A 17,486-nucleotide genomic window follows, 5' to 3' on the forward strand; every position below is an offset into this window, starting at 1 on the left:
GCACTTTAGAGAATATCTCATCTTTCTCTACAAAATCTTTATCGCTCATAATTCCTCTAAATTCTATTTATTTGTTAACGAAATCAAAAATGTAAAAAAAAATGAAAGTAAACAACAAAATTTCTAGTTTTCTTTTTCCGATAGTTGATTTTGATACAATTCATGATAATACCCCTTAAGATTTAAAAGTTCATTATGCGTACCTTGTTCAATGATCTGACCTTGGTCAATTACAATGATCTTATCCGCATTTTTAGCAGAAGATATACGGTGGCTGACAATCACCGTTGTGCTCCCTTGTGAGACTTCTTTAAGGTTGCTTAGAATTTCTTCTTCGGTTTCTGTATCAACGGCAGATAGACAATCGTCGAACAGATAAATTTTAGGGTTTTTAATAAGTGCACGTGCAATTGAGACGCGTTGTTTTTGACCTCCACTTAGTGTGATGCCACGCTCACCGAGTACGGTGTTATAGCCGTTTGTGAACCCCATAATGTTTTCATGTACCGCTGCAAGTTTTGCGGCCTGTTCTATTTGGGCTTGATCGGCGTCTGCTTTTCCAAATTTAATATTGTTTTTGATGCTGTCCGAAAATAAAAATGCCTCCTGAGGAACAACACCTATACTGTTTCTAAGGTCATTTAGGTTTAATTTATCAATAGGAGTGTTATCAATTTTAATTACCCCTTTATCTACCTCGTACATTCTGCCTATAAGATCCAATATAGTAGATTTACCTGAACCTGTTTTTCCAATGATGGCTAGGGTCTCTCCCTCAGGAATCTCAAAAGAAAGGTCCTTTATGGCTGTAATACCAGTATCGTCATAGGTGAAACTAACGTTTTCAAATTGGATCTTACCTTTTATCTCTGTTGGGTTTGGTTGGAGATTTGTGATTTCAGGTTTGATATTCATGAACTCATTAATCCTTTTCTGGGAAGCCTCAGCGCGTTGTACAATAGAGGTTACCCATCCTACGGTAGCCACTGGCCAGGTCAGCATATTCACATAAATAATGAATTTCAAGATCACCCCAGTACTGGCGATTTCTCCATTGATATATTGGATTCCCCCGATATATATCACAAAAATGTTACTTAGTCCAATAAGTAAAATCATTAAAGGGAAAAACCAAGCATTAACTTTTGCGAGATTCATATTGGTTTTCTTTCCTTCTAAAGCAAGAGCACCAATTTGATTATCAACTCGAGGTTCAATTCCGTAGGCTTTAATTACCGATATTCCAGAGAAGGTTTCCTGGGTGAAAGTCGAAAGGGTAGAAAGGTACTGTTGAACCAAGGTACTTCGTTTATGAATGATCTTACTGATATTGTATATAAGTATCGATAAGATAGGTAGCGGAATCAACGTATAAGCGGCTAATTTTGGAGCCGTGTAAAACATCAGCGGAATCACACAAACAAAAAGAGTGATGGTTTGAATACTATATAGAATAGCGGGCCCTGCATACATTCGCACCTGACCTACATCCTCACTTATGCGGTTCATAAGGTCTCCTGTTCTGTTTTTCTTGTAAAAGTTAACAGATAATCGTTGATATTGTTGATACACCTCATTTTTTAAGTCAAATTCGATATAACGAGATACATTGATAATGGTCTGACGCATTAAAAAGGTAAAAAGTGCCGATAGGGCAGAGGTACCTATAATGATCAAAATGTAATTGAGCAATTTGGATTTTACTTCCGATAAATCAGCGTTTTCATTTAAAATATAATGCTCAACTGTGCTGACGGATTGTTCCACATATTCTGGTAAGACCAGTCTAAATACCGTGGCGAGAATAGTGATAAAGGTCCCTATTATCAATTGCCATTTGTATTTTTTTAAATATTTATTGATATATTTTAATTCTTTCATTCGCGTGGGCTGAAAATAGATTCATTGAATTATCGTCAATTTAACCTGACATTTGCAGTTGTAATTTAAATAATTCGTATTTTTGCAACATATTTTTGACAATACTTCAATTTCTAATTAACTATAAGGTATTAATATGGACACAGAAATCGTACAAGCTGCAGATCTTAAAAAAGTTGATCCCGTTTTTGGTCAACTTTCATTTAATGACCATGAGCAGATCGTATTTTGTCACGACAAAGATACAGGATTAAAAGCAATTATTGGAATTCACAATACAGTTTTGGGCCCAGCTCTTGGCGGGACTAGGATGTGGAATTACGACAATGAATGGGAAGCGTTGAACGATGTTTTACGACTCTCAAGAGGAATGACTTTTAAATCAGCCATAACAGGATTGAACCTGGGAGGCGGAAAAGCAGTCATTATTGGAGATGCCAAAACTCAAAAAACTCCAGAGCTTATGAGGAGGTTTGGGGAGTTTGTGAATGGCTTAGGAGGAAAGTACATCACGGCTGAAGATGTGGGAATGGAAACATCCGATATGGATATTGTTCGTGAGGTTACTCCATATGTCACTGGAATATCTGAATCTAAAGGTGGTTCTGGAAATCCATCCCCTATCACTGCTTATGGGGTATTTATGGGTATGAAGGCCGCCGTGAACTACAAGTTTGGCTCCTCTACTATGGAAGGAAAAAAAGTATTGGTACAAGGGGTTGGTCATGTGGGGGCTTCGTTGGTAGATCATCTGTATAAGGAAGGTGCTCAAATTATGATCTCTGATATTAATCAAGAAAAACTCTTGGAGCTCAGTAAGAAATACCAAGCGACCATTATACCAGGAGATGAAATCTTCAAACAAGAATTAGATGTTTATGCCCCATGTGCTCTGGGTGCCACTATTAATGATAATACTGTTAACGCTATTAATACTAAAGTAATAGCTGGGGCAGCTAACAATCAATTGGCTGATGAGAATGCTCATGGAAAAACCCTAATGGAAAGAGGGATTGCATTTGCACCGGACTTTTTAATAAACGCTGGAGGGATTATAAATGTCTATGCTGAACTCGAAGGCTACGGTACAGATGAAATCATGCGAAAGACTGAAAATATTTACAACACCACTCTCGATATTTTCAGGTATGCGGAAGAAAATCAAATCACTACGTATCAAGCAGCGTTGAATAAAGCACAAGAACGTATTGATAACCAAAAATTAGCATTAAAAAAATAACTGAATTTATAAAATAATTCTATTTTTGCAGGGCGAAAGAAATCATTCTTCGCCCTATTTTTTTAATTATTGGTAAGTAAGTTCTTAGGCATGTTAACAAGAAGACACATCAGGGTTAAGGTAATGCAATCAGTTTATGCGTTTACAACCTCTAAAAACACTGATCTAGAAAAGGAAGAAAAGTTTTTGGGAATTAGCATGGATAATATGTATAATTTATATCTCACCTTACTCGGGTTGTTGGTAGAGATCCAGAAACAGGCAGAAGAACAGCTTACACTCTCTCAGAAAAAATACTTAGCGACCCAGGAAGAGAAAAACCCTAAAAGGAAATTTGTTGAAAATCCAGTATTACAACATTTGGTTCAAGATCAAATTTTGGCAGATAAGCTGGAGGCACGCAAAATAAGTTGGGAGTTGGATCAGGAGTATGTTAATATTCTTTATAAGGAAATTACACAAAGTGAGGCCTATAGGAAGTATATGGATTTGGAATCATCAGATTTTAAAGAAGATCGCAAGTTTATAGCAGCCCTTTATCAAGAAGTGATAGCTCCAAATGAGAAGCTATTTGAGTATATTGAAGATAAGAAACTAACATGGGTTGATGATTTACCACTTGTAAACACTTTTCTTCTAAAAATAATTAAAAAGTTTAATCCTACCAGTGCAGATGATTTTTTCCACCCTCCCTTGTTTAAGGATATAGAAGACAAAGATTTTGCGAGTCAATTGTTTAAAAAGACAATTCTAAACGATGAAAAGATTCAACGTGAGATCGAAGGAAAAACACCAAATTGGGATACGGATCGAATAGCCGATTTGGATGCATTATTGCTAAAGATGGCCATTTGTGAATTTTTGTATTTTTCGTCTATCCCAGTGAAGGTTACCATCAATGAATATGTCGAGATTGCCAAAGAATACAGTACGCCAAAGAGTAGTATATTTATTAACGGAATATTGGATAAACTTGTTAAGGAGTATAAAGCCAACAATACGTTAAATAAATCTGGCCGTGGACTTATGTAAAGAAATATTAGTATTTTTGGCGGCGACATTAAGGATTATGAATCCAAATTCAAACCAAAATATAACTAAAACCCAACAACAATGAAACAATTTTTTTTCGCGTTCGTGGCCCTAGCGGGCTTAAGTTTTACCTCTTGTAAAGAGGATGCAACTAAGAAAGTAAAAGAAGAAAATGTAGCCTCAGCTGAACTAAGAGATGAGGCATCTACAAAGCTTCCTATAATGACTTTTGAGGAGACTGAATATGATTTTGGAAACATCAAACAAGGGGAGGAAGTAGAGCATGTATTTAAATTCAAAAATACAGGGGATGCACCTCTAATTATTACCGATGCAAGAAGTAGCTGTGGGTGTACTGTTCCAGAGAAACCAGAAGAGCCTGTTTCCCCAGGAGAGACTGGAGAGATTTTAGTAAAATACAACGGTAGTGGTCGTAATGGAATTTCTAAAACAGTGACCATAACTGCTAATACTGCTAATGGTACCGAGCAGCTAAAAATTAAAGCTTTTGTAGAGCCAAAAGAAGCTAGTTAATATAAAGCGTAAATAAAAATTTAATGGAAGCACTGAATCAATTTGCCCCTTTTATTTTGATCTTTGCGGTGATGTATTTCTTTATGATACGTCCGCAAATGAAAAAACAAAAGCAGGAGAAGAAATTTGCACAAGAACTCAAAAAGGGGGATCGTGTTGTAACTAAGAGTGGATTACATGGGAAGGTCATTGAATTAGGAACCGATGGTACATGTGTTATTGAAACCATGGCTGGAAAACTTAAATTCGAGCGATCTGCACTTTCTTTAGAACTATCTCAAAAATTAAATGCTCCCGTAAAAGACAGTAAATAGCATTTATTTACATATATTTTAAAACACCAAGATGAAATTATTTTCACCTTGGTGTTTTTATATGCCTAAGTTATAGGTAGTATGTAATATTTAAATAAACCTTTTAAAATGGCGGTTCTATCGTGTCATTTATGCGGTAATTCACGCTTGTTTTTCGTCATAATATTTGGTGGTGAGCTCTACGATCTTTACAATCACATCAGTAGCCCTCTCCATGCTCTCTACTGGGATGTACTCATAAGGGCCATGAAAGTTATGGCCACCTGCAAAGATGTTAGGGCAGGGAAGTCCCATATAGGAGAGCTGTGACCCATCAGTACCCCCACGGATTGGTTTAATAATGGGTTCGATATCTAGGGCTAACATGGCCTGCTCAGCGATATCTACTATATGCATTACTGGCTCGACTTTTTCTTTCATGTTGTAGTACTGGTCTTGAATCTCTAGGGTGATGATATTGCCAAAACGATCTGTAAGATCCCCAACAATTTGTTCTATAAGTTCCTTTCGAGCATCAAACTTGATGCGATCGTGGTCTCTAATAATGCCAGTTGCTTTTGCATAGCTTACATTGCCCTCTATACTGTGAAAATGAAAAAATCCTTCCCTGTGCGCGGTATATTGAGGTCTTTCTTTTTTGGGAAGTAAGGATAAAAACTCATTTAGAATATTAATGGCATTAATCATTTTTCCTTTCGCATACCCTGGATGGACACTTTTTCCTTTTACTGAAACCACCGCTTGGGCTGCATTGAAATTCTCGTACTCGAGTTCTCCAATTTGTGATCCGTCCATTGTATAAGCCCATTGAGCCCCGAACTTCTTGACATCAAACTTGTGAGCTCCTCTTCCGATTTCCTCATCAGGGGTAAAAGCAATTCTTACGCCACCATGACGAATGTGAGGATTATTTATCAGGTATTCCATTGCGGTCACAATTTCCGCCACCCCTGCCTTGTCATCAGCCCCTAAGAGTGTTGTTCCATCGGTAGTAATGAGGGTTTGACCTTTGTATTGTTTTAGTTCATCAAAATAATTTGGTGAAAGGACGATGTTCTCATCTGCATTCAAGACAATATCCTTTCCGTCATAGTTGGTGATAATTCTAGGTTTAACACCAGTGGCAGTGAAATCTGGAGAGGTATCATAATGCGAAATAAAACCAATAACGGGAATTATACGCTCCACATTGGATGGAAGCGTAGCCATTACATACCCATTTTCATCCAAAGTGACATCGGACATGCCTATTTGTTTGAGTTCCTGTTCTAATTTTTTAGCAAGTACCCATTGCTTTTCGCTGCTTGGAGTGGTAGTGCTGTGTGGATCAGATTGGGTGTCAATTTCAACATAGCTTAGAAATCGGTCAATTATGTTTTGCATACCAAAAATTTTTTATCAAAAATAAGCTATTGTTTTTAAAGTGCCTATGCAAAACCAAAAGTTGATGATCTAAATCTCCAGTGGATAATTGGGAATAAGATGATTAAATTTGTACTATGGATCAAACAGCAAAAGAAGAATTATGGAACACCTATAGTCATGTGGTGGGTGTGATTTTTGGCATCTTTGGGTTGCTATACCTTCTTTTGGAAGATACGCATCAAAGTACCTATAGCACGCTGAGTATATGGATCTATGGCTTATCTTTTATCATGCTGTTTTTAGTCTCTTCATGCTACCATGCTGTAAAGGATATTGGTATAAAAACCTTCTTAAGAAAACTAGATCACATCTGTATTTATTTTTTAATCGCGGGAAGTTATACCCCGGTTTGTTTAATTGCATTAATTCATGATAGTGGATGGTTGTTGTTTTCTAGTGTTTGGGTTATTAGTGCCCTGGGATTTATTTTGAAGCTGTTCTACACTGGACGCTATGAGATCGTATCAGTTTTGCTGTACCTTGTTATGGGTTGGCTTATTGTCTTAGATGGTAAGAATGTTTTGGAAACCCTCACGGAAAACCAGCTAAATTTACTGCTGCTCGGTGGATTTTTCTACAGTTTTGGAGTAGTGTTTTATCTGCTCAAAAAACTGAATTACCATCATGTTATCTGGCACTTTTTTGTTTTAGGTGGTGCCGTAGCGCATTACTTTATGATTTTAAGTATTGTGCAAGGCGAATGGTTATAATACATTTAAATTGAGGTGCCTTTTAGGATGGTTGATCGCTATGGATTAGGATTTGATCACATCTTGAAAATCCATATAAAATTCTTCAAATTTTACCATGGTCTGGTATAAAAATAACATGGCCTCTTGCCAGGTGTTTTTATTGTGAATACTCACCCCGTCCTTTTCAAGGTATACCCTTGAGATTTCTTTGCCGTTTTCCAAAAAATAGGTATCCTCATAGATGGCCTCCGGGAGATAGTTTTCCAATAAGATACTTTGAAGAGATTGTAGCTTTTCATAGTAATAAATTCGTCGCTCTAAATCTAGAGTTTCAATATCAAGAGCAACAATGGCTTTTTTAGTATCAAAATGGAATTTAAATGAAAAATCCTTGATTTTTGTATTGTACAAAATCCACTTTCTTGGAAATGATTTTCCAAAAGAGATCCAAAATTCTTTTCTAAGTGCTTTAGATTCTTGTTTACTAAACATAACAACTGATTAATAATTGTTGGCGGCAAAAATATCCTAATTTAACAATTTCAAAGGCAAATGAAACTTATAATTTGCAATTTAATCCTTAATTTGAACCACCTAATAAATGTAATTAAAATACAACCTGCATATGAAGCGAAGAGAATTTGTGAAGAAAGGAACTTTAATCTTGGCCGCAACGCCTGTGTTTAGTAGCATGGCAGCTTCACTTTCCCCGATAAATCGAACCATAAATATTGCCGTCATCGGAACAGGGGATCGTGGTTCAGGCCTTATACCATTTATAAATGAAATACCAGGTGTAAGAGTAGCGGCTTGTTGTGATGTTCTAGATTTTCGTTTAAAGCATGGACTTAAACGTGCTGGAAAACAGGCCAAAGCCTATACTGATTATAAGAAATTACTGGAGGATGATACGATCGATGCAGTACTGATTTCCACGCCATTTGCAACCCATGGAAAGATTGCTTTAGATGCTTTAAAAGCAGGTAAACATGTGTATTGCGAGAAAACAATGACCAGAGGCTATCAAGAGATCAAACAAATGGTTGATGCTGCTCAGGCCTCTGGAAAAATAGTTCAAACTGGTCACCAATACCACAGTTCTAGATTGTACTCCGAAGTGGTTCGATTAATCAACCAGGGAAAGATTGGTAAAATAACAACCTTCGAATGTCAATGGAATCGAAATTGGGATTGGCGAAGACCTGTTCCTGATCCTTCTCTAGAGCGGGCTATAAATTGGCGTATGTACCGTGAATACTCTGGTGGATTGGCTGCAGAGTTGTGTTCACATCAAATCGATTTTGTGAACTGGGTAACCCAATCAACGCCTGAATTTGTGATGGGCGTAGGGGGGATTGATTATTGGAAAGACGGACGTGAAACCTACGATAATATCCATTTAGTATACCAGTATCCTAAAGGGATTAAAGCAACTTTTATGTGCTTGACTTCAAACGCGAAAGACGACTATCAGATCAAAATTATGGGGGATAAAGGAACGCTGATCCTAGATTATAATAAGGTGTGGTTCTATCCAGAAGGAGGCTTTGACCAAAAAAAGACTATTGGTGATGTTGATGGGGTTTCGGGTGCCACCATCACCAATAATTGGGTTGATGGTAAGGGGATCCCTCTTCCTTTTAACCACGAGGATCCTAGTAAACAGGCACTGATGGATTTTCGTGATAGCATCCACTCAGGCATACAACCGATTTCTAATGTAATTACTGGCGGGCATACGGCAATTGCGGTACAAATGGCCATTGATGCTATGGATGAGAAAAAAGTGGTGTATTGGAAGGATGTTTCACCTTTTTAAATAAAATAGGCACAAAGGGTGCCCAATATAATCACAAGGAGCTTTCGAAGGTTAAAACGATGACCTTCGGAGCTTTCAAATAGAATGACTGTGGATATGTGTAAAAAAATACCGACCACCACAGCTGAAATTTCAAAATAGTAATCCGCTATAAATTCGAAGGTGCCTGATAAGTAACTTCCAAGTGGTGTCATCAGGGCAAAAAGAATTAAAAATAGCGAACTTTTATAACGATCAATAGCTGCCTTTAAAAAGAATGTACTCAGTATAATGGCTACTGGTACCTTATGGATGATAATTCCCCAGAGAAGACTATGGTGGTTGTGAATAGGGATGCCTTCTAAAATGGAGTGTATACTTAAGCTAATAAACAGCAACCAAGGAAAAGTTTTTAATCGCTCATCGTGGTGCATGTGACCATGTTCGGCACCTTTGGAAAAGAATTCTAAAAACACCTGCAACAGTATCCCCAGCATAATAAAGATCCCAATATGTTTTTCAGTGTTATGATGGTAGAGCTCCGGGAGTAGTGTAAATACCGTAATAGATAAAAGAAAAGCACCACTAAAGGCTAAGAACAGCTTTAAAGTATGCTGTTTCTTAAATTTAAAGACCACCACAAAGATGTACCCAGCAAGTACAGCTACTATTGGAAGTAAATAATTTAGCATATTGTCACTCTTTTTTTGATGGGTTACTGGCTTTTGCTTATTTAAGACCGCTAAATTAATGTATTTTTGCCTTTCAAAGTAACGTTAGAATGTCGAATAATTATAAAATGTTGGCCAAAACCATGTTTGGTTTTGAGGAATTACTTGAAAAGGAACTTAAAGATTTAGGGGCTTTAAATGTTGAAAAAGGGGTGCGGAGTGTTTCTTTTGAAGGGGATAGAGGATTTATGTATAAGGCCAATTTATGCCTGCGAACAGCTATTAAAATCCTAAAACCAATACAGAGCTTTAGGGTTAGAAGTGAACAGGATTTATACGATAAGGTCTATCGCATGGATTGGAATAAATATTTGAGTTACGATCATACCTTTGCTATTGATGCCACGGTGAGCTCTGATCTTTTTAACCACTCTTTGTACATAGCATTGAAGACCAAGGATGCCATTGCGGACAAGTTTCGAGAACAACATAATAGAAGACCGAGTGTCGATTTAAAATATCCAGACTTGAGAATTAATGTTCACATCCAAAAAAATGAATGCACTATTTCTTTGGATAGTTCTGGGCAATCCCTTCACCAAAGAGGTTATAAAACAGCCACCAATATCGCTCCTATCAACGAGGTTCTCGCTGCTGGTATGTTACTTTTAAGTGGCTGGCATGGACAAAGTGATTTTATGGATCCTATGTGCGGAAGTGGAACCATTCCTATTGAGGCCGCCATGATTGCATGTAATATTCCAGCTAATATCAATAGGCGAGAGTTTGCATTTGAAAAGTGGGGGGATTATGATCAAGATTTATTTGATAGAATTGTAGATAGTTCATTAAAGAAAACAAAAGACTTTCATTACAAGATCTATGCCATGGACAAGGTGGGGTCAGCGGTGAGAAAGGCTACTGATAATGTTCGCAATGCGAATCTATCTGATTATATTCAAGTAGAGCAGAAAGATTTCTTTCAGTCTACTAAGGTTTCCGATGATAAGCTTCAGATGGTCTTTAATCCACCCTATGGGGAGCGTTTAGCCATTAACATGGAGGAATTCTACGCAAAGATAGGGGATACGCTAAAGCAACATTATTCCAACACGGATGCCTGGTTTATCACCTCTAGTATGGAGTCAATTAAACATGTAGGGCTTAGACCTTCAAGGAAGATCAAACTGTTCAATGGGAAATTGGAAAGTCGATTGTTGAAATACGAAATATACGCAGGTAGTAAAAAAGCAAAATATAATAAATAGGATTAACAATTATGAGTACGAAAACAAAAGTCTTTTTATTGAATCTCGTCTGCTTTCTGGCAATATTTTTAGTGTTTAGATTCTCTTTTTTATACTTTATCGATGGGGTGCATCAACTGATTCTTGTGCTTGCAGCTGCCATTATTGCAAGTATCATTTGTCCTAAGTTCTTTGTTGTTTTTGAAGATGGTAAAGAGCGAATGAAATTAAAGTGGATTTTTATCAAAGGAATTAGGAATCTGTAGTTAAATCAAATTACAGGTTGTACAATTATATTTTAATCTTCCTGTTCTTGTTGGTTGTTGGATGGTAGTTTTTGGGGTTTGTTACCCTTGAAAATAGGAATTAGGTAGGAAATGGAGTAATTGTAACCTACGCCAAATTTACTTCCATCGGTAACCTTATTAAATCCTGGAATAAATAAATTAGGGAAATTTCCCGCTTGCGTGTTATTAACCAAATAATTTAGGCGGACACTTGCCCCCATAAATACATTCCTAAAGAGTTCAACCTTCATTCCTAAGACGATTTCTGCCCATAAGGCATTTAGTCCGCTATATTCACCTAACATATCCTCCCCCATGATGCCCGATTGGATTTCATTCCAATACTGATTAGTGTTGTATATTTGATAGGCATTCAAGGTTTGGCTAAAGGTGCTTGCTCCAACGCGAAACCCCAGGTTAATGATGTTTTCCATACCATACCAGTTCTCATATGTATTCCAGTCCAATCCTACTTTGAGATAACTACCACTAGTGGTGAAATTATAATTATCTTCTTGTGTTGTTTTTTCTTCATTTCCAAGTGCTCCGGCAATATATACATTATGAGAGATTCTAAAATCAGCTAAGAGTTCCAAGCCTTGGTAATCCTCTTCCAAGAAACTTCGAAGGGGCTTGCTTAGATCGATACCTACTCGAAGCCCGTATCGTTGTTTATACACCGTACTGTCTTTACTGGCCTGTTGAACTTGAACCGTATCAATGGCAGCAGTTTCAACCGAAAGCGAATCCTGTGCAAAGGCCGTTACGCTAATAAAAAGTAAAATTAAATTAGTGGTAAATTTTAACATGGACGGTATCTTGATGTTGTAAATTAGGGTCCTGAACAAAAACAGAAGTTATCCATTCTTGATCATTAGGTATGGAATCAGTGAAATCTGGATTAAGATTATAGCCTAGTTCGGTTATTCTAACAGCATAACCACAACCTCTGGATATAAATTCTTCTTGGCGTGTATAGTTAAAACGAAGCGTGTCAATATTTCCAAGTTCTACGTTTTCAATAGTGCCGTTATCTAAGGTGTCAATACGATCGGATGAGTTTTTAATAAATAAGAAGGTGCTATAGGATTCACTGGTTCGCAGTGGGATATCGATCTCCGTTCTTGAACTTCGATCAGGAAAGGTATTTAGGGTGTCTCTTTGGGTTCCATCCTCATTGATCCCCACAACCCTTAATCTGGCAACACTCTTGAAACGATCTTGGTTGGAGATGTTGTAAAAGCCAAGTTTAAGTACTGGTGTTGTAAGGGTATCACCTGGGCAAATATCATCTTTTTCGCAAGATGAGAACAGTGCCAAAGAGGCGCTAAATATAAATAATAATGCTAGTACTTTTTTCATTCGCTACACCTATCTTTTTTCCAATAATACGACATTTTCCACATGATGTGTTTGCGGGAACATATCCACTGCCTGTACTTTGGTGATTTTATACATGTGATCCATTAGGGCGAGATCTCTTGCTTGAGTGGCACTGTTACAACTCACATAGACGATCCTCGGAGCGCCTATCTTTAGAAGTTGAGCGACCACATCTTTATGCATGCCATCTCTGGGAGGATCTGTAATTACAACATCTGGTTTGCCGTTGGATGTAATAAAGTCTTCATTAAAAACAACTTTCATATCACCAGCATAAAAGCGAACGTTTTTAATGTTGTTAAATTGTGCATTTGCTTTGGCATCCTCTATGGCTTCTGGTACTGCTTCCACACCCACAACTTCCTTCGCCTTTTTGGCAATAAATTGAGCAATGGTCCCTGTGCCAGTATAAAGGTCATATACAATTTCATCTCCTTTTAAATCTGCAAAATCACGGGTGATTTTGTATAACTCATAGGCTTGAATGGAATTGGTCTGATAAAACGATTTGGCGTTAATTTTAAATTTCAAACCTTCCATCTCTTCAAAGATATGATCGCGCCCAGCGTAACAAATGACGTCTTGATCGTAAATGGTATCATTGGGTTTTTGGTTAATAACATACTGCAAGGAAGTTATTTGAGGAAATTCCTGTTTTAAATAATCCAACAGTAAGGTTCTTTCGGCCTCTAGATCATCATAGAATTGAATAAGGACCATGATTTCTCCAGTGGAGGAGGTGCGAATCATTAAGGTGCGTAGCAGACCGCTCTGTGCTCTAGTGTTAAAGAACTCCATGTGGTGTTTTAATGCAAACTCCTTAACGGCAGCTCTAATAGCATTGGAGGGATCCTGTTGTAGATGACAACTTTTTAAATCAAGGATCTTGTCCCACATTCCTGGGATGTGAAATCCTAGGGCATTGCGATCGCCAAGGTCTTGATCACTTGCTATTTCTTCAGCGGTTAACCATCGGCTATCCGAGAATGAAAATTCCATTTTATTTCGGTAGAAGTATTGTTTTTCTGAACCCAAAATAGGAACGGAATACGGTAATTCAACTTTGCCAATACGTAAAAGGTTGTTTTCTACCTCTTTTTGTTTGTAGTGCAATTGGTGCTCATAGGCCATGTTTTGCCATTTACACCCACCACATACCCCAAAGTGCTCACATGCCGGTTCCACTCTTTTCTCTGATGGATTATAGAGCGTAACTACTTTGCCTTCAAAATACGCTTTTCGTTTCTTTAAAACTTGTACACCTACGACATCTCCAGGTACAGCATAGGGTATAAAGATAACCCTTCCATCAGGTGCCTTAGCAATTCCCTTGCCTTTGGCACCAGCATCTATCACTTCGACCTGGTCAAAAAATGGTTTATTGTTTTTTCTCGACATGCTGCAAAAATAGGACTTTTAGTTCGAACACTCCTTAAAATTAGAAGAGTTAAATTTTTAGGATGACCATTAGATGAACTCCTCTTTAAAATGAGGTAGTGGTTAGAATCCTTAATTATAGACGTTCGCTTTCAATATAAAAATTCTGATCAACTTCCAAGCGCTCTATTGCACCCGAGGCTTTTAACTTCTGCCATTTGGCTTCTGGCTGAATCCATTGTGTCTGCCCATTGATATCAATACGTACAGGCATATCAAAATTCTCCACAATATTCACATAACGATACTTCAACGCTTTGCCTGACACTTTAAGTTGTAGTTTAGGTATTTTCACTGTTCTTAAATACTGATTGAAAAAAGGCCTAAGATCGATACCTGATTTTTCAGAAATATACCCCTCGATTTGTGCTGTAGTTACCGTTTGATGATAAAACTCCGTGTTTAACCCTCTTAGAATTGAACGCCACTTTTGGTCATCATCGATTAATTGTCTTAGAGTATGTAGCATATTAGCACCCTTGTAATACATGTCGGCTGAACCACTAGAATTTACATTGTATTGTCCAATTATAGGGGAATCATTAGCGATGTTTTTACGAACACCTATGACGTATTCTGAAGAAGCTTTCTTGCCAAAGTAATAATCCACGTATAAGTTTTCAGAATAAGAGGTGAAACTCTCGTGAATCCACATATCTGCAATATCCTTATAAGTGATGTTATTGGCAAACCATTCGTGCCCACTCTCGTGAATAATGATAAAATCAAATTTTAATCCCCAGCCTGAACCTGAAACATCCCGTCCCAAATATCCATTTTCATAGCCATTTCCATAGGTAACTGAACTTTGGTGTTCCATGCCTAGATAAGGAACTTCTACTAATTTAAACCCATCTTCATAAAAAGGATATGGACCAAACCAGTATTCAAATGCCTCTAACATCTTAGCGGCTTGTTTGAATTGTTTTTTTGCTTTTTCTAAATTCGGTTTTAAAACATAAAAATCTAGCTTAAGTTCTCCTTTCTCTCCATTAAAAGTATCGTCAAAGTGTACATAGTCACCTATATTAAGATTAACTCCATAATTATTAATGGGGTTCACAACCGACCAATGATAGGTCTTGGTTTTTTCCTCTGGATTATGATCTACCCCGATGAGTTGACCATTTGAGACATCCATCAGGTCTTCTGGAACGGTGACACTAATTTTCATGCTATCCACCTCATCATACATATGATCCTTATTGGGCCACCAAACACTAGCGCCTAGCCCTTGACAAGAAGTGGCCACAAAATGTTGCCCAGATGCATCTTTTTTCCAAGAAAGGCCACCATCCCATGGAGCTTTTACAGCCACTTTCGGATGCCCAGAATAATAGACGATAACTTCATTGGTTTGTCCAGAAACTTGTGGCTTATTCAAGGTTACAAAATGTGCATTTCCTACACTTTCAATTTGAAGGGTTTCTCCATCTTGGGTTACTTTATCTATCTTTAGAGGTGCTTGAAGGTCAACCTGTAACTTCTGATAGGGTTTGAGAACTTCATATCGAATAACATTAGAACCCGAGATAAATTTATCATCAGGATTGACATCCACCTTAAGATGATAAAAATTTAAATCCCACCAAGCCCTCTCTGGGGTGATGCTACCTCTTAGGGTGTCTTGCAATGTAAAATTGTGATGGTGTTGTGCCCATGCTCCACTACAGATGAGCGCCAAAGCTAGTAGTACGCTTTTTTTCATAATTTTCGCAAAAAAGTAATAATGGCAAATCTAATTAAATTGGTTAAACCAAACGAAAATTGTTCAAAATGTTAGCACTTTTTAACAGCAGATTTAAGGGGTGTCTTCTAAAATTTTAAGTATTCGATCCCACGATTCATCGTGTGCTTGTTTTTCCAATACACTGGCATCTTTTGTAGCACCCTGTCTCATGTAGGCATGACCCGCCCCCTTGTAAATGACAGGTGAATAAGCTTTTTGATGCTGCTTCATTGCCTTTTCAGTAGATGGGATACTGGCATTAACACGATTGTCATGTTCACCATAAAATCCATATACAGGTGCTTGTATTTTGCTAAAGCTTGATTTATCCTTAGGCGAAGTCCCATAAAATACGAGTACATTTTCTAAATTAGGGTTGGCGATGGCATAATTAAAAGCTTGGCTCCCTCCCCAACAAAACCCGATAACCGACACCTTTCCAGTAGCAGATTCGAGGTTTTTTACATAGTCAAAGCTGGCGTTTAAATCCTGGATCACCTGCAGGCTATCAAGGTTATAGATGGCTTCACGTGCTTTATCAGTGTTCTCAAAATCTGTCGTACGAACGATGCCTTCTACTGTATTGGAGAGTAGGTCAGGAGCGATCACTATATAACCCTTCGCGGCAAGCTGATCGGCAAAGGAGCGCGCCCAGTCGTTTAAACCTCGATTTTCATGGATCACTATAACGGCATCCGTAGCAGCATTTCGTTCTGGATAGACAACAAAAGCTTTGAAGGTTCCTTGAGCCCTTTTTAAATCGACCCACTCGTGATGGCGCTCAGAGGTAGCAAGGGTAGCAGTATCTAGATCCTGGGTTATGGTGGTTGTTTTGTCATCCTTCTTTTGATTTATGTTGCAGCCAAGAAGTAAAACTATAACAAGGGAGGTTAAAAATGTTTTCATTTTCGTTGGTTTTACGATAACTAAAGGTAAATAAAAATAAATAAACTACTGATAGTCAGCGGTATTTGTTTTTTGTGTTTAATAAATCAATTGTTTACTTGGTCTTAGCCATAGAATATAGTACGGATTTTCACATTGATTTTTTAAATTAAGCTGTTGTGTATCGATAAAATTATTATAAGGAATTATCCTACTTAAAGCTCGTATTATTATACAGTTTTTTAAATTTCGTTAATTTATCAAATTATTCATATTATCAATAAATGGTGATATTCGAAAGGTAAAGAATCCTTAATTTATTAATTTGTTTATCTTTTATTAAAAACTTTTTGAAATTAATAAATATAATTTATACCTTTATTATCTAAGGATGGATTATAGTCTGCTTCTTTATTGCGATTATAGTCTATTTTATTAGCTATATTTAACTAATCTTAAACAACAAATCATGAAAAAAGAATGCTATTCCAAGCGGAATCTCTGTCCGCATTTGCTGTCGTTGTTTTTTTTGACTTTAATTTTCTGTCTAATTGGTCCTGCCAGTGCGCAAGCTCAACAAGGAGTTAGTGGTACGGTAACATCGGCCATAGATGGTACACCTTTACCAGGGGTTAGTATCATTGTTCAAGGGACTACCAATGGGGTGGTAACTGATTTTGATGGAAATTATCAGTTAAACAACGTTAGTGCTGATGCAACCTTAGAGTTTTCTTACATTGGATTTATCTCCCAATCGATTGCAGTGGGTGGACAAACCGAAATTAATGTAGCCATGGAAGAGGATCTCGAACAATTAAGCGAGGTTGTCGTGGTGGGCTACGGGGAACAAAAAAGAGAAGCGATTACAGGATCGGTCGTTAGTATTAAAACAAGCGAATTGGTCAAAACACCAACTGTAAACGTTTCCAAT

General features: G+C 37.4%; 18 protein-coding genes. 9 read left to right on the forward strand and 9 right to left on the reverse strand.

Features of this window, described 5'->3' with window-relative positions:
• Window positions 1–123: 123 nt before the first annotated feature.
• On the reverse strand, window positions 124–1,881 hold the full coding sequence (locus VKY50_RS00545) for an ABC transporter ATP-binding protein (protein ID WP_324297759.1): 1,758 nt from the start codon (window positions 1,879–1,881) through the stop codon (window positions 124–126).
• Window positions 1,882–2,017: 136 nt separating this feature from the next.
• On the opposite strand from VKY50_RS00545, the gene VKY50_RS00550 reads away from it, so the two are divergent.
• The 4 genes from VKY50_RS00550 to yajC all read left to right on the forward strand — a co-directional run bounded on the left by VKY50_RS00550 (window position 2,018) and on the right by yajC (window position 5,001).
• A complete protein-coding gene (locus VKY50_RS00550) occupies window positions 2,018–3,121 on the forward strand; it encodes a Glu/Leu/Phe/Val dehydrogenase dimerization domain-containing protein (protein ID WP_324297761.1) in 1,104 nt (367 codons plus the stop codon).
• 90 nt (window positions 3,122–3,211) lie between these two features.
• The gene (gene nusB, locus VKY50_RS00555; protein WP_324297763.1) at window positions 3,212–4,153 is read left to right on the forward strand and encodes a transcription antitermination factor NusB; all 942 of its coding nucleotides are present in this window, start codon (window positions 3,212–3,214) and stop codon (window positions 4,151–4,153) included.
• Between the two features lie 81 nt (window positions 4,154–4,234).
• Window positions 4,235–4,687 (forward strand): DUF1573 domain-containing protein, encoded by a 453-nt coding sequence (locus VKY50_RS00560; protein WP_324297765.1) that lies wholly within the window; start codon window positions 4,235–4,237, stop codon window positions 4,685–4,687.
• A gap of 23 nt (window positions 4,688–4,710) precedes the next feature.
• Entirely contained in the window at window positions 4,711–5,001 is a 291-nt protein-coding gene (yajC, locus tag VKY50_RS00565; RefSeq protein WP_324297767.1) for a preprotein translocase subunit YajC, read from the forward strand.
• A 141-nt stretch (window positions 5,002–5,142) separates the two neighbouring features.
• Here the strand turns inward: yajC and pepT are convergent, their stop codons facing one another.
• Complete coding sequence (gene pepT / locus VKY50_RS00570) at window positions 5,143–6,384, reverse strand: peptidase T (RefSeq protein WP_324297769.1); 1,242 nt, start codon at window positions 6,382–6,384, stop codon at window positions 5,143–5,145.
• Between the two features lie 116 nt (window positions 6,385–6,500).
• Between pepT and trhA the strand changes: the two genes are divergently transcribed.
• Window positions 6,501–7,136 carry a PAQR family membrane homeostasis protein TrhA gene (gene trhA / locus VKY50_RS00575; protein WP_324297771.1) on the forward strand — a complete coding sequence of 212 codons (636 nt, stop codon included), beginning with the start codon at window positions 6,501–6,503 and terminating at the stop codon, window positions 7,134–7,136.
• 45 nt (window positions 7,137–7,181) lie between these two features.
• Here the strand turns inward: trhA and VKY50_RS00580 are convergent, their stop codons facing one another.
• Window positions 7,182–7,610 (reverse strand): DUF4268 domain-containing protein, encoded by a 429-nt coding sequence (locus tag VKY50_RS00580; protein ID WP_324297773.1) that lies wholly within the window; start codon window positions 7,608–7,610, stop codon window positions 7,182–7,184.
• Window positions 7,611–7,743: 133 nt separating this feature from the next.
• On the opposite strand from VKY50_RS00580, the gene VKY50_RS00585 reads away from it, so the two are divergent.
• Window positions 7,744–8,937 carry a Gfo/Idh/MocA family protein gene (locus tag VKY50_RS00585; RefSeq protein WP_324297775.1) on the forward strand — a complete coding sequence of 398 codons (1,194 nt, stop codon included), beginning with the start codon at window positions 7,744–7,746 and terminating at the stop codon, window positions 8,935–8,937.
• Here the strand turns inward: VKY50_RS00585 and VKY50_RS00590 are convergent.
• Window positions 8,934–9,608 (reverse strand): ZIP family metal transporter, encoded by a 675-nt coding sequence (locus VKY50_RS00590; protein ID WP_324297777.1) that lies wholly within the window; start codon window positions 9,606–9,608, stop codon window positions 8,934–8,936. The two genes, VKY50_RS00585 and VKY50_RS00590, sit on opposite strands and share 4 nt — an antisense overlap.
• A gap of 89 nt (window positions 9,609–9,697) precedes the next feature.
• Between VKY50_RS00590 and VKY50_RS00595 the strand changes: the two genes are divergently transcribed.
• Both VKY50_RS00595 and VKY50_RS00600 read left to right on the forward strand, forming a co-directional pair.
• Window positions 9,698–10,855, forward strand: a complete 1,158-nt coding sequence (locus VKY50_RS00595) for a THUMP domain-containing class I SAM-dependent RNA methyltransferase (protein ID WP_324297779.1) — start codon at window positions 9,698–9,700, stop codon at window positions 10,853–10,855.
• A gap of 11 nt (window positions 10,856–10,866) precedes the next feature.
• Window positions 10,867–11,100 carry a hypothetical protein gene (locus tag VKY50_RS00600; protein WP_324297781.1) on the forward strand — a complete coding sequence of 78 codons (234 nt, stop codon included), beginning with the start codon at window positions 10,867–10,869 and terminating at the stop codon, window positions 11,098–11,100.
• A gap of 32 nt (window positions 11,101–11,132) precedes the next feature.
• Here the strand turns inward: VKY50_RS00600 and VKY50_RS00605 are convergent, their stop codons facing one another.
• The 5 genes from VKY50_RS00605 to VKY50_RS00625 all read right to left on the reverse strand — a co-directional run bounded on the left by VKY50_RS00605 (window position 11,133) and on the right by VKY50_RS00625 (window position 16,576).
• Window positions 11,133–11,930 carry a DUF6048 family protein gene (locus tag VKY50_RS00605; RefSeq protein ID WP_324297783.1) on the reverse strand — a complete coding sequence of 266 codons (798 nt, stop codon included), beginning with the start codon at window positions 11,928–11,930 and terminating at the stop codon, window positions 11,133–11,135.
• Window positions 11,911–12,483, reverse strand: coding sequence for a DUF6452 family protein (locus VKY50_RS00610; RefSeq protein ID WP_324297785.1), 573 nt, complete (start codon window positions 12,481–12,483; stop codon window positions 11,911–11,913). The genes VKY50_RS00605 and VKY50_RS00610 overlap by 20 nt, the downstream gene beginning before the upstream one ends.
• Before the next feature lie 9 nt (window positions 12,484–12,492).
• Window positions 12,493–13,902 (reverse strand): 23S rRNA (uracil(1939)-C(5))-methyltransferase RlmD, encoded by a 1,410-nt coding sequence (gene rlmD / locus VKY50_RS00615; RefSeq protein WP_324297787.1) that lies wholly within the window; start codon window positions 13,900–13,902, stop codon window positions 12,493–12,495.
• A gap of 115 nt (window positions 13,903–14,017) precedes the next feature.
• On the reverse strand, window positions 14,018–15,649 hold the full coding sequence (locus tag VKY50_RS00620; RefSeq protein WP_324297789.1) for a M1 family metallopeptidase: 1,632 nt from the start codon (window positions 15,647–15,649) through the stop codon (window positions 14,018–14,020).
• 93 nt (window positions 15,650–15,742) lie between these two features.
• The gene (locus tag VKY50_RS00625; protein ID WP_324297790.1) at window positions 15,743–16,576 is read right to left on the reverse strand and encodes a dienelactone hydrolase family protein; all 834 of its coding nucleotides are present in this window, start codon (window positions 16,574–16,576) and stop codon (window positions 15,743–15,745) included.
• Between the two features lie 448 nt (window positions 16,577–17,024).
• Here VKY50_RS00625 and VKY50_RS00630 point away from each other — a divergent pair.
• Window positions 17,025–17,486: carboxypeptidase-like regulatory domain-containing protein (locus VKY50_RS00630; RefSeq protein ID WP_324297791.1), on the forward strand; the 462-nt coding region annotated here is incomplete at its 3' end.

Origin of the sequence: Galbibacter sp. (assembly GCF_035306585.1) — a bacterium.
Classification (GTDB): domain Bacteria; phylum Bacteroidota; class Bacteroidia; order Flavobacteriales; family Flavobacteriaceae; genus Galbibacter.

Excerpts from the sequence above, each read along its gene's own strand:
- VKY50_RS00610 (WP_324297785.1), bottom strand. The coding sequence starts at position 12,483 with ATGAAAAAAGTACTAGCATTATTATTTATATTTAGCGCCTCTTTGGCA.
- VKY50_RS00595 (WP_324297779.1), top strand. The coding sequence starts at position 9,698 with ATGTCGAATAATTATAAAATGTTGGCCAAAACCATGTTTGGTTTTGAG.
- pepT (WP_324297769.1), bottom strand. The coding sequence starts at position 6,384 with ATGCAAAACATAATTGACCGATTTCTAAGCTATGTTGAAATTGACACC.
- VKY50_RS00560 (WP_324297765.1), top strand. The coding sequence starts at position 4,235 with ATGAAACAATTTTTTTTCGCGTTCGTGGCCCTAGCGGGCTTAAGTTTT.
- nusB (WP_324297763.1), top strand. The coding sequence starts at position 3,212 with ATGTTAACAAGAAGACACATCAGGGTTAAGGTAATGCAATCAGTTTAT.
- rlmD (WP_324297787.1), bottom strand. The coding sequence starts at position 13,902 with ATGTCGAGAAAAAACAATAAACCATTTTTTGACCAGGTCGAAGTGATA.
- VKY50_RS00620 (WP_324297789.1), bottom strand. The coding sequence starts at position 15,649 with ATGAAAAAAAGCGTACTACTAGCTTTGGCGCTCATCTGTAGTGGAGCA.
- VKY50_RS00600 (WP_324297781.1), top strand. The coding sequence starts at position 10,867 with ATGAGTACGAAAACAAAAGTCTTTTTATTGAATCTCGTCTGCTTTCTG.
- VKY50_RS00550 (WP_324297761.1), top strand. The coding sequence starts at position 2,018 with ATGGACACAGAAATCGTACAAGCTGCAGATCTTAAAAAAGTTGATCCC.
- yajC (WP_324297767.1), top strand. The coding sequence starts at position 4,711 with ATGGAAGCACTGAATCAATTTGCCCCTTTTATTTTGATCTTTGCGGTG.
- VKY50_RS00580 (WP_324297773.1), bottom strand. The coding sequence starts at position 7,610 with ATGTTTAGTAAACAAGAATCTAAAGCACTTAGAAAAGAATTTTGGATC.
- VKY50_RS00605 (WP_324297783.1), bottom strand. The coding sequence starts at position 11,930 with ATGTTAAAATTTACCACTAATTTAATTTTACTTTTTATTAGCGTAACG.
- VKY50_RS00590 (WP_324297777.1), bottom strand. The coding sequence starts at position 9,608 with ATGCTAAATTATTTACTTCCAATAGTAGCTGTACTTGCTGGGTACATC.
- VKY50_RS00585 (WP_324297775.1), top strand. The coding sequence starts at position 7,744 with ATGAAGCGAAGAGAATTTGTGAAGAAAGGAACTTTAATCTTGGCCGCA.
- trhA (WP_324297771.1), top strand. The coding sequence starts at position 6,501 with ATGGATCAAACAGCAAAAGAAGAATTATGGAACACCTATAGTCATGTG.
- VKY50_RS00625 (WP_324297790.1), bottom strand. The coding sequence starts at position 16,576 with ATGAAAACATTTTTAACCTCCCTTGTTATAGTTTTACTTCTTGGCTGC.
- VKY50_RS00545 (WP_324297759.1), bottom strand. The coding sequence starts at position 1,881 with ATGAAAGAATTAAAATATATCAATAAATATTTAAAAAAATACAAATGG.